This is a genomic window from Streptomyces sp. SAJ15 (genome assembly GCF_007595705.1).
Lineage (GTDB): Bacteria > Actinomycetota > Actinomycetes > Streptomycetales > Streptomycetaceae > Streptomyces.
The window spans coordinates 424,520-440,307 of record NZ_NISY01000004.1 but is presented as its reverse complement, the minus strand read 5'-3'; the positions used below and the strand labels follow the sequence as shown (position 1 = coordinate 440,307).

General features: G+C 73.5%; 12 protein-coding genes, 2 tRNA genes and 1 pseudogene. 5 read left to right on the top strand and 10 right to left on the bottom strand.

Annotated features, from left to right (window positions below):
• Positions 1-45 precede the first annotated feature (45 nt).
• From CD790_RS14480 to CD790_RS14465, 4 genes and pseudogenes are all read left to right on the top strand, one after another.
• Positions 46-303 (top strand): hypothetical protein, encoded by a 258-nt coding sequence (locus CD790_RS14480; protein ID WP_144383610.1) that lies wholly within the window; start codon positions 46-48, stop codon positions 301-303.
• Between the two features lie 32 nt (positions 304-335).
• Positions 336-662 (top strand): annotated as a pseudogene (locus CD790_RS14475) (STAS domain-containing protein); the annotation flags it as partial.
• A gap of 148 nt (positions 663-810) precedes the next feature.
• Positions 811-1,284 carry a pyridoxamine 5'-phosphate oxidase gene (locus CD790_RS14470; protein WP_144383608.1) on the top strand — a complete coding sequence of 158 codons (474 nt, stop codon included), beginning with the start codon at positions 811-813 and terminating at the stop codon, positions 1,282-1,284.
• Positions 1,285-1,391: 107 nt separating this feature from the next.
• Positions 1,392-2,882, top strand: a complete 1,491-nt coding sequence (locus CD790_RS14465) for a substrate-binding domain-containing protein (protein WP_144383607.1) — start codon at positions 1,392-1,394, stop codon at positions 2,880-2,882.
• Here CD790_RS14465 and CD790_RS14460 read toward each other — a convergent pair.
• From CD790_RS14460 to CD790_RS14420, 9 genes are all read right to left on the bottom strand, one after another.
• Complete coding sequence (locus tag CD790_RS14460; protein ID WP_144383789.1) at positions 2,764-5,460, bottom strand: ComEC/Rec2 family competence protein; 2,697 nt, start codon at positions 5,458-5,460, stop codon at positions 2,764-2,766. The two genes, CD790_RS14465 and CD790_RS14460, sit on opposite strands and share 119 nt — an antisense overlap.
• A gap of 148 nt (positions 5,461-5,608) precedes the next feature.
• Positions 5,609-6,469: a ComEA family DNA-binding protein gene (locus tag CD790_RS14455; protein WP_313956506.1), complete on the bottom strand. Its 861-nt coding sequence runs from the start codon at positions 6,467-6,469 to the stop codon at positions 5,609-5,611.
• Between the two features lie 542 nt (positions 6,470-7,011).
• Positions 7,012-7,857, bottom strand: a complete 846-nt coding sequence (locus CD790_RS14450) for a DegV family protein (protein WP_144383606.1) — start codon at positions 7,855-7,857, stop codon at positions 7,012-7,014.
• Between the two features lie 220 nt (positions 7,858-8,077).
• Positions 8,078-8,806, bottom strand: coding sequence for a hypothetical protein (locus CD790_RS14445; RefSeq protein ID WP_144383605.1), 729 nt, complete (start codon positions 8,804-8,806; stop codon positions 8,078-8,080).
• 233 nt (positions 8,807-9,039) lie between these two features.
• The gene (leuS, locus tag CD790_RS14440) at positions 9,040-11,913 is read right to left on the bottom strand and encodes a leucine--tRNA ligase (RefSeq protein WP_144383604.1); all 2,874 of its coding nucleotides are present in this window, start codon (positions 11,911-11,913) and stop codon (positions 9,040-9,042) included.
• Between the two features lie 292 nt (positions 11,914-12,205).
• Positions 12,206-12,278, bottom strand: a tRNA-Ala gene (locus tag CD790_RS14435).
• 298 nt (positions 12,279-12,576) lie between these two features.
• The gene (locus CD790_RS14430) at positions 12,577-12,810 is read right to left on the bottom strand and encodes a hypothetical protein (protein WP_144383603.1); all 234 of its coding nucleotides are present in this window, start codon (positions 12,808-12,810) and stop codon (positions 12,577-12,579) included.
• Between the two features lie 7 nt (positions 12,811-12,817).
• Positions 12,818-13,009: a hypothetical protein gene (locus CD790_RS14425; protein ID WP_144383602.1), complete on the bottom strand. Its 192-nt coding sequence runs from the start codon at positions 13,007-13,009 to the stop codon at positions 12,818-12,820.
• A 70-nt stretch (positions 13,010-13,079) separates the two neighbouring features.
• Positions 13,080-14,612 carry an MFS transporter gene (locus CD790_RS14420; RefSeq protein ID WP_186319015.1) on the bottom strand — a complete coding sequence of 511 codons (1,533 nt, stop codon included), beginning with the start codon at positions 14,610-14,612 and terminating at the stop codon, positions 13,080-13,082.
• A gap of 94 nt (positions 14,613-14,706) precedes the next feature.
• On the opposite strand from CD790_RS14420, the gene CD790_RS14415 reads away from it, so the two are divergent.
• Entirely contained in the window at positions 14,707-15,618 is a 912-nt protein-coding gene (locus CD790_RS14415; protein ID WP_144383601.1) for a helix-turn-helix transcriptional regulator, read from the top strand.
• 62 nt (positions 15,619-15,680) lie between these two features.
• Here CD790_RS14415 and CD790_RS14410 read toward each other — a convergent pair.
• Positions 15,681-15,753: transfer RNA gene (locus CD790_RS14410), tRNA-Ala, on the bottom strand.
• Positions 15,754-15,788 lie beyond the last annotated feature (35 nt).

The window sequence follows — 15,788 nt, the reverse complement described above, 5'->3', positions numbered from 1 at the left end:
CCGCCGGCACCACCTGGCGTGACATCAGCCCGTCTGGAGGCCGCCTTGCCGCCCGTTCCCCTTTCCCTCGTCTCCCTCGTCGTTCGCGCCGCCGCCCGTTGGGGCGACGCGCTGCGCGCGGTGGCGGTTGCGGCCCTGCTCGTACCGGCGCTGCTGCTGGTCACCGTCGCCAGCCTGCCCGCTCTCGCTCTGCTGCCGTTCTGGCCGGCCGGTGGGGCGCGGGCGGAACGGATCGTACGTCAACTGATCTGCTGGACCCGCGCGTTGTCGCCCATGGGTGGGCACGACCGGTCCCGGTCGTAGACTTGTCAGACACGCTCCGCGCAGGGGAAGCCATGGACCTGAGCATCACCTATGAGCATGTCTCCGACGAGATGACCGTCGTCACGACGGTCGGCGAATGCGATGTCTACACCGCCCCGAAGCTGCGGGAGGTGCTCATCGAGCTGGTCAACCACGGGCGCTCCCACCTGATCATCGACATGAACGGTGTGGACTATCTGGACAGCACGGGCCTGGGAGTCATCACGGGCGGGCTCAAGCGCTGTCGGGCCCACGACGGCTCCGTGGGGCTGGTCTGCACCGAGGAACGCCTTCTGAAGATCTTCCGGATCACCGGCCTGGTCAAGGTGTTCCCGATCTTCTCCAGCGTGGCGGCGGCCGAGGAGGGTCTGCCGCGTGTGGTGGAGGAGCTCGCCCGGCGTCGGGCGGCAGCCCTACGTCCCGCGCCCGAGGCGGCGGGCAGCGCCCGCGGGTAGCGTGCCGGGGGTTCGCCCCGGCAACCGCATAACCCCAGGTGAGGAGCCCCCCATGGCGGTGCAGAGCACGGCCGTGCGCAGCGCGGAGCAGCGCAGGCGCGATCTGCTGGAGAGGCTGGAGCGCGAGGAGGACATCTGGGTCGCCTCGGCCGACTCCGCGGGGGTGCCCTGTCTGGTCGCGCTGTCGTTCCTGTGGGACGGGGAGGCGATATGGCTCTCCACCCGCAGGTCCAATCCCACGGGTCGCAACCTGGGCGAGCCCGGCCGTCCGGTGCGGCTCTCGCTGGCGCACACCCGCGATGTGGCGCTGTTGGAGGGCCGGGTGGCGGATGTCGTCCGGGTGGACGAGGTGCCGGCCGCGACGGCGGACGCCTTCGCCGCCAAGGCCGGCTGGGACCCTCGACACCCGCGCAACGGCCACGCCTACGCCTACCACCGGGTGCTGCTGACGGAGGTGCAGGTGTGGCACGAGATGCCGGAGATGCCGGGACGGCACCTGATGCGGGGCGGGGTGTGGACGGTCTGAGGGCCGGACGATGAACCTCTGGTGACCGCTTTTCGAAGCCCCCGCGGAAGCCGTGCCTCCTTCGTAGATTGCTCGGACCCACATCCGACCATGTGTGCGAGGTTGCCATGGCCCTGCCTGACACCGAGACGATTCTGGCGCTGGCCGGGCTGGTGACCACCGGGGTGGTCTGGGCGGTGGAGCGCTTTCTGCCGGGCCGCAAACGCATCGGCTACCGGGTGCAGATGGACACCGCGATCGGCGTCAATCCACAGGCCGCGCACAGCATGGTGCAGCTGCGGCTGCTGCGGGAGAACCGGGAGGTGCCCGACGCCACGCTGGCGCTGCTGCGGATCGAGAACGACGGCAGCAAGGACATCGTGCGCAACGACTACCAGGAGCCGCTCACCGTCGACTTCCCCGGTCGCACCATCATCGGGGTCGAGGTGCCCGACGCCAATCCGTCCACGCTCACCGCCATGCTCGACCGCAACGGCGGTCTGCGCCCCGACGGCAGTCGACTCGCCATCCCCCGCGTGCCGCTCAACAAGCGTGACCACTTCAAGCTGCTGGTCCTGCTGTCCGGTTCGGGCGACTCGGTCACCCTGGACGGCTTCCTCAGCGGTGGCCGCGTCAGACGCAACGCGCAGCGCCGTGGGCCGAGCACCCCCAGCCTCGCTCTCGGCGCGACCTTCATCGTCCTGGTCGGGCTGTTGGGCGGGCTGCTGCTCAACTCGGCCGCCGAGGAGCCCGTCCGCATGGAGTGCGCGTCCGGGCGGCTCACCGTCGACGGGTCCACGGCCTTCGCTCCTCCGATGCGGGAGACGGCCCGCGCCTACGAGAAGCAGTGCCCGGGGGCCGAGATCACGGTGCGGGAGAGCGGCAGCCTGGCGGGGCTCGGCAACCTGGATCGCGCGGGTCGCTCGGCGCCGAACGGCAGCCCGGCCTTCATCGCCATGTCGGACGTGCCGGCCCCCAGGTCCTACCGACGGCTGGAGGGTCAACCACCGGTCGGGGTGGTCCTGCTCAGCCTGGTGGTCAACGAGCGCAACGGAGTGGACAGCCTGACCCGCCGGCAGGTGCGGGCGATCTACGACGGCACCTACACCAACTGGCGCCAACTCGGCGGCGCCGACCAGCCGATACGCCTGGTCAGCCGGGACAGCAGGTCCGGCACCCGCAGGACCTTCGAGACCACGGTGCTCGACCGCTCCGAGCCCGGCGTCGTCTCCTCCTTCGACTGCGCCACCAAGGACCGGGACCGCCGGGCCCGCGTCACCCGCTGCGAGGTGAACAGCACCGAGGACCTGCTCGACACGATCAACCGCACGCCCGGCGCCCTCGGCTACACGGAGACCTACGCGGCCACCAAGCACGCCGGCGTGCACACGCTCCGGCTGGACGGCCATGAGCCCGACATCGAATGGGGCAGACAACGCGACTATCCCTTCTGGGCGGTCGAATACCTCTACACCTACGGGCGGCCCGAGGACGGCTCCCTCACCGCCAAGTTCCTCGCCTTCCTGAACAGCGACACCGCCCGGAACTTCCTGCGCATGTACAAGCACGTGCCCTGCGCCGACCGGCAGAGCGCACCCGACGACGTCTGCCGCCCCTGACCGAGGCCCGCAGCCCGGCACCGGCACCGCTGACCGCGATCGGACCGTCGGTGTCCGTGCGCACCACCACCGCGCCCTGCCGGCGCAGCGCCGCGATCGTGCGGGGCGACGGGTGCCCGTACGGGTTGTCCGCCCCGCAGGAGACGACGGCCAGCCGGGGGCGCAGCCGACGTATCAGCTCCGGGTCCTGGTAGGCCGACCCGTGGTGCGCGACCTTGAGGACGTCGACCGGCCCGAGCCCCGGCGTGGCGGCCAGCAGGGCCCGCTGAGCGGGCGGTTCGAGATCGCCCAGAAGCAGCAGGGTCAGTCCCCCGGTGCGGACCAGCAGCGTCACGCTCGCGTCGTTCGGCCCCTCCCCCGGCCACCCGGTCGAGCCACCGGGCGCCCCATCCCGCGCGGCCGCCGCGCCGCCCGGCGGCCAGAGCACCTCCCAGGACAGTGGCCCGGTCCGCCGTCGCTCACCCGGCGTCGCGGTGATCACGGGGATCCGCGCCGCCCGCGCCACGCGGCGCACGAACGCGGCCTGGCCGGGCGGCTCGGTCAGCGCGGTCGTCTGGATCGCGCCGACCGGCCGGCCGCGCACGGCGCCCGCCAGACCCGCCACATGGTCGGCGTGGAAGTGCGTCAGCACCAGCAGCGGGATCCGCTCCACGCCGAGGTCGCGCAGGCACCGGTCGACGGTGCGCGGCTCTGGCCCGGTGTCCACGACGACGGCGGAGCCGGCGCCCGCCGCCAGCACCAGGGCGTCTCCCTGGCCGACGTCGCACGCCACCATGCGCCAGCCGGGCGGCGGCCACCCGGTGACCACGCGCGCCAGCGGGGCGGGGCGCACCAACGCCACCAGGAGGAGCAGCGCGCCGGCCAGGCACAGCCAGGGGTGACGGGTCAGGCGACGTCCCAGCAGCACGGCGAGTGCGGTGACCGCCGCCAGCAGCAGGCCGCCGCTCCAGCCACCCGGCCAGCCCGCCTCGGCGCCCGGTAGCCCGGCGCCGGTCCGGGCCACCGTCGCGATCCACTCCGTCGGCCACCCCGCCAGCCAGGCCAGCGCACGGGCCACCGGGAGGGCGAGCGGCGCCACGGCGAGGGCGGCGAAGCCCAGGACCGTGGCGGGGCCCACCGCGAGCTCGGCGAGCAGGTTGCAGGGGATCGCCACCAGGCTCACCCGCGCGGCCAGCACCACGATCACCGGCGCGCACACCGCCTGGGCCGCGGCGGCCGCCGCCAGCACCTCGGCCAGCCGCGGCGGCACCCCTCGGCGACGCAGCGCGGCGCCCCACCCCGGCGCGATGAGCAGCAGCGCGCCGGTGGCCAGCACGGAGAGCAGAAAGCCGTAACTCCGCGCCAGCCACGGGTCGTAGAGCACCAGGGCGAGCACCGCGGCGGCCAGCGCGGGGAGCAGCGCGCGCCGGCGCCCGGTGCCGATCGCCAGCAGTGTGATCAGGCCGCAGGCGGCGGCCCGCAGCACGCTGGGCTCCGGGCGGCACACGATGACGAAGGCGAGCGTCAGCCCGCCGCCCAGGAGGGCCGTGGCCCGCAGCGGGATGCCCAACCGCCCGGCAAGGCCGCCCCGTTCGGCCCGCGCGGCCGACCGGGGCGGGCCGATCAGCAGGGTGAGCACCAGCGTGAGGTTGCTGCCGCTGACGGCCAACAAGTGCGTCAGGTCCGTGGCCCGGAAGGCGTCGTCCAGGTCTGGTGGAATCCGTGCCGTGTCCCCGACCACCAGCCCCGGCAACAGCGCCCGGGCGTCCGGCGCGAGCCCGTCGCTCGCCTCACGGAGCCCGGCGCGCAGCCGCCCCGCCACGCGCTGCGTCACCGTCGGCCCGGCCGTGACGTGCGGCGGCCCGGCGCCCCGCACCCGTAAGACGGCCGCCGCCCGGTCCCCGGAGCGGGTCGACGGCGCCAGACGGCCCGTCACCCGCAGCCGGGTGGAGGGCAGCTGCGCGAGCCACGCCGCCCGCGCCCGGCCCTGCGGATGGACCATCACCAGGACGGGCACCTCGGTGTGCGTCACCGCCCCGCCGACCGTGGTGACACGCAGGGTCTCGGCCGGGACCACCACGGTGGACGGCAGTGGGGCGGCGCCGCGCACCCGCGGCCGCACCTGACGCGGGTCGCCGGTCAACGTCAGCTCCACCGTGGTCTCCGCGTACCGCCCCGCCAACGCGGCGACCGGTCCCCGGCGCAGCTCAGCGGCCTGGAGACCCGCGACCGAGCCGGCCGCGGCGGCGCACAACAACGCGGTCACCACGGCGGTCACCGGCCCGGCCGCCCGCCGCCGCGCCGCCGGGCCCCGCGCCCCCTCGCCCACCGGGCCGCCGGAGGGGCGGTGCCGCCGGAGTACGCCCCACCACAGCGCCGCCGCCACGAGGACCGCCCCCGCGCAGCCGATCGCCACGACGACTCCCGGCAACCCCAGCGCCAGCGCGGCCGCACCCCAGGCGGCGAGAGCGGGAGGAACCAGGCGAAGGTCGGCCGGCCCCTCCTGGTGCGGATCGGACGCGCCGAGCGGCGAGGCCGCCGCCCTGTGCACCGCGGCCCGTGCGTGCACCGCGGCCCGCGCCCCGGCCGGCCGGCGCATCGGTGACCGGCCCGGGCCGGTGGTCCCTCCACGGCCCGGCCCGGAGGTCGGCGTCGAGGACGTCATGGCGCCGCCCTCATGACGCCCGCCACGGGCAGGCGTCGGCCGGCCCGCTCCGGGGTGGCCCCGGCCGGGGGCGGCTGACGCGTCATGGCCGCACCAGGGGGCTGAGGTCGGCGAAGCGCTGGTCGCCGATGCCGTTGACGTCGCGCAGCTCGTCCACGGAGCGGAAGCCGCCGTGCCGCGCGCGGTAGTCCAGGATGTGCTGGGCGAGGACCGGGCCCACGCCGGGCAGCGCGTCGAGCTGTTCGGCGGTGGCGGAGTTCAGGCTGACCGGGGCGCTGCCGGGCGTGGGCGCGCCCCCGGGCGGCGGAACGGCGGGACCACCGGGTGGTGCAGGGGCCGGAGCCGGGGTGCCGCCGACGACGATCTGCTCACCGTCCGTCAGCGTGCGGGCGCGGTTCAGGCCGCTCATATCGGTGTCGGGCCGCACCCCGCCCGCCGCCTTGAGAGCGTCGGCGACCCGTGACCCCGTCGGCAGCCGGTGCACACCGGGGTCCCGGACCCGCCCCGCCACATCGACCACGACCGTCCGCCCCGGCCCGGCGGCCGCCGTGGGACCGGCTCCCCTCGGGGGCCCGGGCTCCGCTGGAGCCGCCCGCGGAGGTTCGACCGCCGGTGCCCGCACGGTCTGCGGTCGCCCGGCCCAGAAGTGGTGGACGCCGAACCCCGTCACCACCAGCAGCACCAGTCCGAGGGCCGCGAGCGCCCTCGGCTCGACGCCGCAGCGCGTCTGCCACCACAGCGGGAGTCGCTCTCGCAGCGCCAGTCGGACGTGCGGACGCAGCCGCGGCCCGCCGGAGGGCTTCGACGCCGCGCCATCGGGCTCGACGGGCGCGCCCGGCTCATAGGCGCTCTCCGTGTCTCCGGGACGCGACAGGCCCAGGTCCTCCTCGCCTCGCGGCACGCCCGGCCCGTCTCCGGGCACGCTCGGCGCGTCTCCGGGCACACCCAGCGCCTCTCCCCGCCCGACCGGCCCGTCTCCCCGCACGCCCGGCGCGTCTCGTGGTGCACCCTCCCTGCCACGCGGGACGCCCGCTCCCTCGCGCGACACCACCACTCCGCCGCCCGAAGGATCGTCCTCCCCCACACCCGGCTCGCCGCCCCCGGTACCCGGCTCCTCCACGGCCGGTCCCGCTCGCGGGGCGTCGCGCGGCGCGTCACGTCGAACGCGGGGTACGTCGCGGAGCAGGCGGGCGGCCCGCTCCCGTGGGGGCGCGACCGCGGCGAAGGCCATGGTCGGCTCGATTACGCTGCGTGATCGGAGATCCATGCCCCGACGGTAGGGCGACGCCGCGACTCCCGCTGAGCGCGCCTGAATTCCGTGGATAACCCGCGCGTTGGGGATAAGCGCGTCACCCACACGAGGGCGTCCGCCCGAATTGCCGGCGCCCCGATATCCCGGCACATCGCCCGACTTCGCGAGGCGCCACCCACATCCCCGGCGTACCGCCCACATCCCCGGCCTCGGCGCCCGGCCGGCCCGACCGCCTACCGCGGCGAGACCACCGCGCCGAGCAGCCCCGGCCCCGTGTGGGCCCCGATGACCGCGCCGACCTCGCTGACGTAGAGCTCGGCAAGGCCGGGAACCCGCTCGCGCAGGCGTGCGGCGAGGGCGGTGGCGCGTTCACCGGCGGCCAGGTGGTGGACGGCGATGTCGACGGGGCGGGATCCGGCACGCTCGACGACGATCTCCTCCAGGCGGGCGATGGCCTTGGAGGCGGTGCGCACCTTCTCCCGCAGCTCGATCCGGCCCTCGTCGAGCTGGAGCAGCGGCTTGACCGCGAGGGCTGAGCCGACGAGGGCCTGTGCGGCCCCGATGCGGCCGCCGCGGCGGAGGTAGTCGAGGGTGTCCACGTAGAAGTACGTGGAGGTGCCCTCGGCGCACTTCTCGGCGGCGGCCACCGCCTCGTCGAGGGTGCCGCCGCTCTCCGCGGCCTCTGCGGCGGCCAGCGCGCAGAAGCCCAAGGCCATCGCCACCATCCCGGTGTCCACCACGCGCACCGGCACGGACGCGTCCTGGGCGGCGAGCACCGCCGCGTCGTACGTGCCGGAGAACTCGGCCGACAGGTGCAGCGAGACGATTCCCGTGGCGCCGGTCGCGGCCGCCGCGCTGTAGGCCGCGGCGAACATCTCCGGGTTGGGCCGGGAGGTGGTGACCGGCGTGCGCTTCTGCAGCGCCTGGGCGACGGACCGGGCGCTGATCTCGGTGCCCTCCTCCAGCGCCTGGTCCCCCAGGACCACCGTCAGCGGCACCGACGTGATGCGATGCCGCTCCATCGCGTGCTGCGGCAGATACGCCGTGGAATCGGTGACGATGGCGACATGGCGGGGCATGACTGGGAGGTTATCGGGGGACACGGATCACCGACAGCGCGGGCCCTCCGGCCGTGGTGTGCGCGGCCGTCCCCGGGCCGTCCGCCGGACCCGCCCGACCCGCGACGCGCCACTCACCGCCGTCACCGCCGTTCAGCCGCCGCTCTTCGGCCACACCGTCGTTCAGCGCCGCTCTTCGGCCACACCGCCGTTCAGCGCCGCTCACCGGCCGCACCACCGTTCAGCCGTTGCTCTCCGGCCTCGGCGCCTTCTGCCAGCGCTGCCAGCCGTGGCCCGGCTGCCACTCGGGGTCCTCGGGGGCGGCGATCGCCCGCGGCCCCGCCTGTCCCGCCTCGGACCCGGATCCCGACCCACCGCCGACCCCGGGCCCGGCCGGCGCACCCGGCGAGACGTCCGGCTCCGGAGCCGGCGCCCAGTGCCGCAGCGCGCCCGCCTCCAGCTCGATCTCGCGTCCCAGATCGACCAGGTCGTCCGAGGCGAACCGGTGGGCCCGTTCCCGCGCGGCCCAGCGCAGCGAGTCGGCGGAGTGGGTGATCCGTTCCGTGCGCTCGCGCAGCTCCGGCAGCCGGGTCGCCAGCCGGATACGGTCCGGCTCCCGCTCCAGTCGCCTGAGCTCGTCCTCCAGCTCCACCCCGTGCGCGCTGAGCCGCTCGAACAGGGCCAGCGACTCCTTCAGGGCGGGGTCCTCGGCGACGCCCGCCTGGAGCGCCTCCCGGGTGGCGCGCATCGAGGTGCGCAGCGACAGGCGCAGCTGGGCCAGCTCTCCGGCGGCGCCGGGCGTCGCGTACCGCTTGGCGCGCAGGCGGGTGTCCTCCACGGTGCGCCGGGCCTGGGTGACGGTGCGGTCGATGCCGCGCCTCGCCGCGCGAACGGTCCGCACCGTCACGTAGGCACCCGCCGCGACGAAGAGCACGAAGAGCAGCAGCAGGATCAACCCGATGGTTTCCATGGGTGCTCCTTCACCGAAACGGAACCGAACCCGAACGAACCCGAACCAAACCGAACCCGAACCGAACGAACCGCACGTACGGATGGGCGGCCTTACGGCCCCTTCACCGTAAACGCTACGGGCAGGTCGCGGGTTCCAGGGGAACCCGCGACCTGCCCGTAGTGGACATCCCCTACTCCTCGGCCCTGGGCCGGGCAGTCCCCGGCCCAGGGCGGCCGGGGATCAGGCGGCCATCAGGCGGGGACGATGTTGACCAGCTTCGGCGCCCGGACGATGACCTTGCGGATGCCCGCGCCGCCCAGCGCCGCCACGACCGCCGGGTCGCCCAGCGCCAGCTTCTCCAGCTCGTCGTCGGTGATCGACGGCGGGACCTCCAGCCGCGCCTTGATCTTGCCCTTGATCTGCACGACGCAGGTCACGGCCTCGTCCACGGCGAAGGCGGGGTCGGCGACCGGGAAGTCGTGGTGCACCACGGAGTCCTGGTGCCCCAGCTTGCGCCACAGCTCCTCGGCGATGTGCGGGGCCAGCGGGGCGATCAGCAGCACCAGGCCCTCGGCCACCGAGCGCGGCACCTCGCCCACCTTGGTGACGTGGTTGTTCAGCTCGGTGATCTTGGCGATGGCGGTGTTGAAGCGCAGCCCGGCCATGTCCTGGCGCACGCCGTCGATGGCCTTGTGCAGGGCGCGCAGCGTGGCCTCGTCCGGCTCGGCGTCGGTGACCGTCACCTCACCGGTGTTCTCGTCCACGACGTTGCGCCACAGCCGCTGCAGCAGCCGGTACTGGCCGATGACCGCGCGGGTGTCCCACGGACGGGAGACGTCCAGCGGGCCCATGGCCATCTCGTACAGACGCAGCGTGTCCGCGCCGTACTCCGCGCAGATCTCGTCCGGGGTGACGGCGTTCTTCAGGGACTTGCCCATCTTGCCCAGCTCGCGCTTGACCTGCTCGCCGGCGTAGAAGAACTTCCCGTCCCGCTCCTCGACCTCGGCGGCCGGGACCGGGAAGCCGCGGAGGTCCCGGTAGACGTACGCCTGGATCATGCCCTGGTTGAACAGGCGGTGGAAGGGCTCGGGGGACGAGATGTGCCCCAGGTCGAACAGGACCTTCGACCAGAAGCGGGCGTACAGCAGGTGCAGCACGGCGTGCTCGGCGCCGCCCACGTACAGGTCGACGCCGCCGTGCGGCTGGCCCTCGCGCGGGCCCATCCAGTAGCGCTCGATCTCCGGGTCGACCAGCTTCTCGCTGTTGTGCGGGTCCAGGTAGCGCAGCTCGTACCAGCACGAACCGGCCCAGTTCGGCATGGTGTTGGTCTCACGCCGGTAGCGCTTGGGGCCGTCGCCCAGGTCCAGCTCGACGTCGACCCACGCCTCGTTGCGCGACAGCGGGGTCTCCGGCTTGGAGTCCGCGTCCTCGGGGTCGAAGGTGCGCGGCGCGTAGTCGTCGACCTCGGGCAGCTCCAGCGGCAGCATCGACTCGGGCAGCGCGTGCGCCACGCCGTCCTCGTCGTACACGATCGGGAAGGGCTCGCCCCAGTAGCGCTGGCGGCTGAACAGCCAGTCGCGCAGCCGGTAGTTGACGGTGCCCTCGCCGATGCCCCGGGCGGCCAGCCACTCGGTGATCTTCACCTTGGCGTCCGGGACCACCAGCCCGTCCAGGGAGACCTCCGCGCCGGCGGAACCGATGATCTCCGCCTCGTACGAGTCGAAGGCGTCGTCCCAGGTGGACGGGTCGGTGCCGCGGTCGTCCGAGGGGCTCACGACGCAGCGCATCGGCAGCTCGAAGGCGCGGGCGAAGGCGAAGTCGCGGCTGTCGTGCGCCGGAACCGCCATGATCGCGCCGGTGCCGTAGCCCATCAGCACGTAGTCGGCGATGAAGACCGGGACGCGGTCGCCGCTGACCGGGTTGATCGCGTACGCGCCGGTGAAGACGCCCGTCTTGTCCTTGGCCTCGGCCTGCCGCTCGACGTCCGACTTGGCCATGGCCTGCTTGCGGTAGGCGGCCACCGCCTCGCCGGGGGTCGCGTGCCCACCGGTCCACACCTCGTGGGTGGACTCGGGCCACGCCGCCGGGACGATCTCCTCGACCAGCTCGTGCTCGGGGGCCAGCACCATGTAGGTGGCGCCGAACAGGGTGTCCTGGCGGGTGGTGAAGACCGTCACCTTGGCGTCCGGGTGGCCGTCGACCGCGAAGTCGACCCGCGCGCCCTCGCTGCGCCCGATCCAGTTGCGCTGCTGGAGCTTGATGGCCTCCGGCCAGTCCAGCCCGTCCAGGTCGGTCAGCAGCCGCTCCGCGTACGCGGTGATCCGCATGTTCCACTGGCGCAGGTTGGCCTTGAACACCGGGAAGTTGCCGCGCTCGGAGCGGCCGTCCGCGGTGACCTCCTCGTTGGCCAGCACGGTGCCCAGGCCGGGGCACCAGTTGACCGGCGCGTCCGAGGCGTACGCCAGGCGGTAGCCGCCCAGCACGTCGGAGCGCTCGGTGGCGCTCAGCTCGCTCCAGGGGCGCCCGTCCGGGGTGGCGCGCTCACCGGAGGCGAACGCCTCGACCAGCTCGTCGATCGGGCGCGCCCGCCGCGCCTCCTCGTCGTACCAGGAGTTGAAGATCTGGAGGAAGATCCACTGGGTCCACTTGTAGTAGTCCGGGTCGATCGTCTCGAACGAGCGGCGCTTGTCGTGGCCCAGGCCCAGGCGGCGCAGCTGCGCCTGCATGTTGGCGATGTTGGCCTCGGTGGAGACCCGGGGGTGGGTGCCGGTCTGCACCGCGTACTGCTCGGCCGGCAGGCCGAAGGCGTCGAAGCCCAGGGTGTGCAGGACGTTGTGCCCGGTCATGCGGTGGAAGCGGGCGTAGACGTCGGTGGCGATGTAGCCCAGCGGGTGGCCGACGTGCAGCCCCGCACCCGAGGGGTACGGGAACATGTCCATGATGAACTTCTTCGGCCGCGCGACCAGCTCGGAGTCGCCCGCCAGGTCGCCGCTCGGGTTGGGCGCCTCGTACGTGCCGTCCGCGTCCCAGACGTCCTGCCAGCGGGCCTCGATGTCGGCGGCCAGCGCCGCCGTGTAGCGGTGCGGGGCAGCCGCCGCCTCGGCAGCGGTGTGGGTCTCGCTCATCGTCCTCAAAGCTCCATCGATCGTCTCTGTCAGCGGATCACCGGGGGCTCCGGCGGCCACCGGCGGAAATGAAAAATCCCCTCGCACAGGAGGGGACGCCGCGCCGATGCCGACCTGGTGTGTCACCGGTCGGTACTGATCAGCGCGGCCCGCTAAGCAGAAGGCGTACGGCACGCATGGGGTCAGATTACCGCAGCGCGCCAAGGGGCCGCACCGCGGTGAGCCACAACACAGCCGCTTAACACGGAAGAGGGCGGGTCATCCATTTCGGATGACCCGCCCTCTTCGAGAGTGGAGCTAAGGAGAATTGAACTCCTGACCTCTTGCATGCCATGCAAGCGCTCTACCAACTGAGCTATAGCCCCAGGCTTTGCACCGCTTGGTTCTCCTTCGGTTTCCCTCCGGTTCCCCTCGGCGGCGATGCCTACATTACACGGACCACCCGGCCCTTTGCCAAATCGGTTCCCCGGGGGCCCTCGCACCGCCTCCGCGCGGAGCGCGTCGACCGGTCCGGGGCCGGAGCCGACCACTCCGCGGCCCGCGCGGGGCTCTCCCCGGCTCACGCGGACCGCGCGGGCGGCCGGCGGCGGCCCCCTTCAGGCCACCGCCCCGTGCCCACGCACCCACGCACCCACGGTCGCCGCACCTGTCACGGCACCACGGTCACGCCGTCGCGAACGAATAGAAGCGTTTGAGGGTGCAGTGCTCGTCGAGGAGCCGGCCGTAGATCGGCTCGCCCTCCAGCTCCCGGTAGGTCTCGATCGGGTCGCCTTTTATGATCAGCGCCCGCGCACACTCCACGCACCAGTACTGGTACTCGGGATTGAGCGGCTCCATATCGCGGACGATCGGCGTCCCGCTGTTGCACCAGTCGCACTTCCGGCTGTGTGCCCCCATCGATCACTCAGCTCCAGATGTGGCCGCAGGCCGTACAGACGTAGGAAACGCCACCGTTGTCGCCGAGCACCTGGGCGACGCTGACCGACTGGCAGGCCGGGCATCTGAGGCCGGCGGGCGAACGGTCGGACCCGGCGGAGGCAGCGCTGTCGCGGAGGTCGCCGAGATCGCCGACCTCCTTGAGGACACTGGTCTGCATCGCACCATTCCTCCCCTGTGGGCCCCGTCCCCCCTCCGACGATCGATTCTGCCATGGGACGGCCTTCCGGTCAGCGGCGGCGCCCGACGACCAGGGCGCCGCCCAGGGAGGTGCCGGCCATGGCGAGCGCGGTCGCCAGGAGCGCGTCCCCGGCCGCGTCCCCCGTGGGCACGTCCCCCGCCATGCCCAGGTAGAGGGCGCCCAGTGCCGCCACTCCGATCAGCAGTCCGATCTGACCCGATGTCACGAGCACCCCGCTGGCGTCCGCCGCGTCCTCCTGCCGCACCGTCTCCAGCGCCCTGGCGAGGGCGGGGCTGTAGGCGAGCGACAGACCGACGCCCACGCCCACCATCGAGGCGTAGAGCCCCAGGTCGGCATGGCGGCCGCCGTGCAGCGCCAGCCCGACGCCGGCGAAGGAGACGGCCGCGAGCACGAAGCCGCCCGGCACCAGCCCCGACTGCCACCGCCGGGGCAGCCGCCGCCAGTTGAGCCCGGTCACCCCGAAGGCCACCGCGGCCGGGGCGAAGGTCAGCCCCGCGCGGAGCGCGCTGTAGCCGAGCGCGCTCTGGGTGTGCAGCGCCAGGACGAACAGGAAGCCGCCGTTCACGGCCATGGCCACGGCCAGCCGGACCACCGCCACCGACATCCCCGGCGCCCGCATCACCCGCGGGGCGATCAGCGGCGCCCCGCCGCGCCGGGACAGCCGCGCCTCGTACCCGGTGAACGCCGCCACCAGCAGCGCGCTCGCGGCCAGCGCCACCCAGCACCACAGCGGCCAGCCGCGGTCCTGCCCGAGCACCAGCGGCACGGTGAACAGCAGAACGGCCGCCGCGAGCAGCAGCAGGCCCGGCATGTCCATCCGACGGGAGGCGGCCGCCGCGTCCACCCGGTCGCGCGGCATCAGCCGCGGCCCGACCACCAGCAGCAGCACCCCGATCGGCACGTTGACCAGGAAGACCGGCCGCCAGCCGGCGCCGAAGAGGTCGGCGCTCACCAGCACGCCCCCCACGATCTGCCCGGCGGCCGCGCCCGAGGCGAGCACGGCGGAGTACGCGCCCAGGGCCCGCGCCCGTGAACTGCCGGTGTACGTACGCTGGATCAGGCTGAGCACCTGCGGCAGCATCAGGGCCGAGCCCGTGCCCTGCACCACCCGGAAGGCGATCAACGACCCGGTGTTCGGGGCCAGTCCACAGGCCAGCGAGGCGGCGGTGAAGACGGCGAGACCGGCCAGGAACGCCCTGCGGTGCCCGATCCGCGCCCCGATCCGGGCGCCGGTGATGAGCAGGACGGCGTAGGCGATGGTGTAGCCCGCGATGACCAGTTGCAGCCCGGCTCCGGAGGCGCCCAGGTCGGCGGCGAGGGTCGGTGCCGCCACATTGACGATGAAGACGTCCAACAGCGCCATGAACAGGCCGGTGAGGACGATCACCAGCAGCCAGCCGGGCCGCGGCCCCGGTCTGTGCCGCGCCTCGTCCGGGGCGTCCCGGGCCCTGTCGCCGGCGGCACCCGCCCCGGGGCGGGTGGACAGATCGAGGTCGACGGACGCGCCGGGGTGGACGGAGGCTTGGGGGGAAGCGGGCTTGGCCCGCGTGGTGTTGGCCATATCGACAAGCCTGGTCGCGCGCCGGTACCGGTAACGAGAGCCCGCCGATGCTGGTACCGACAGCACCTGGCAGGGTCCGAACACAGCGTCAACGATGGGGGATGTGACGACGATGGCCAGCACACCACAGCGCCGCCGACCGGAATTGGCCGCCTTCCTGCGGAGCCGCCGAGCGCGGGTGACCCCGCAGGACGTGGGGATGCCGCCCGGGTTGCGCCGCCGCACCCCGGGGCTGCGCCGCGAGGAGGTGGCACAGCTCTCCGGCGTCGGCGTCACCTGGTACACATGGCTGGAGCAGGGCCGCCCGATCAACGCGTCCTCCCAGGTACTGGACGCGGTGGCGCGCACCCTGCGGCTGGACGCCACCGAGCGCGAGCACCTGTACCACCTGGCGGAGGTGGCGTACGCGCCCGGCCCGATCGGGGACGCGCGGCAGGTCGGCGCCGAGGTCCAGGGCATCATCGACGCGCTCGACCCGCATCCGGCGGTGGTCTACAACGCGCGGTACGACATCCTCGCGACCAACCCCGCCTACCGCCATCTGTTCGACGTGCCCCTGCTCCGCGAGGGGCGGGTGCGCAACGTGCTGTGGATGCTCTTCACCGTCGACGTGAGCGCCTGTCCGCTCGTCTACCGGGACAGGGAGCTGCCGGTGATGGTGGCGACCTTGCGCAGCGCCTACGGGCGCCATGTGGGCGAGCCCGCCTGGGAGGACTTCGTCCGCGGGCTGTCGGCGGCCAGCCCGCGCTTCGCCGAGCTGTGGCGGAGCGGCGACGTCGTCGAGCCGGGCCCGCGGGTGAAGACCTTCTGGCACCCCGACGTCGACCGGCTGCGGATGACCTCGGTCTCCTTGTCGATCAACGGGATGCCGGAGAACCGGATCGTCGTCTACACCCCGAACGACGCGGAGAGCTGGGAGCGGCTGAGCCGGCTGCGGAGGCTGCGTCCGGAGCCGGAGCCGGAGCAGGCGCCTTCGCCCGCGTCGGCGCGGGCGACGACGGCGTGAGCCCATAGGGTGCGGCCGCATACGTAGAAGATCCCGCCCCCGAAGGGGCGGGATCTTGATTGTGGAGCTAAGGAGAATTGAACTCCTGACCTCTTGCATGCCATGCAAGCGCTCTACCAACTGAGCTATAGCCCCGCTGTTCTTTGGTTTCGTCGGGGTTTTCCCCGCCG

Bases quoted from the DNA above. Each gene is read 5' to 3' on its own strand.
- CD790_RS14470 (WP_144383608.1), top strand. From the start codon at position 811: ATGGCGGTGCAGAGCACGGCCGTGCGCAGCGCGGAGCAGCGCAGGCGC.
- CD790_RS14445 (WP_144383605.1), bottom strand. From the start codon at position 8,806: ATGGAAACCATCGGGTTGATCCTGCTGCTGCTCTTCGTGCTCTTCGTC.
- CD790_RS14420 (WP_186319015.1), bottom strand. From the start codon at position 14,612: ATGGCCAACACCACGCGGGCCAAGCCCGCTTCCCCCCAAGCCTCCGTC.
- leuS (WP_144383604.1), bottom strand. From the start codon at position 11,913: ATGAGCGAGACCCACACCGCTGCCGAGGCGGCGGCTGCCCCGCACCGC.
- CD790_RS14425 (WP_144383602.1), bottom strand. From the start codon at position 13,009: ATGCAGACCAGTGTCCTCAAGGAGGTCGGCGATCTCGGCGACCTCCGC.
- CD790_RS14465 (WP_144383607.1), top strand. From the start codon at position 1,392: ATGGCCCTGCCTGACACCGAGACGATTCTGGCGCTGGCCGGGCTGGTG.
- CD790_RS14450 (WP_144383606.1), bottom strand. From the start codon at position 7,857: ATGCCCCGCCATGTCGCCATCGTCACCGATTCCACGGCGTATCTGCCG.
- CD790_RS14460 (WP_144383789.1), bottom strand. From the start codon at position 5,460: ATGCGCCGGCCGGCCGGGGCGCGGGCCGCGGTGCACGCACGGGCCGCG.
- CD790_RS14415 (WP_144383601.1), top strand. From the start codon at position 14,707: ATGGGGGATGTGACGACGATGGCCAGCACACCACAGCGCCGCCGACCG.
- CD790_RS14430 (WP_144383603.1), bottom strand. From the start codon at position 12,810: ATGGGGGCACACAGCCGGAAGTGCGACTGGTGCAACAGCGGGACGCCG.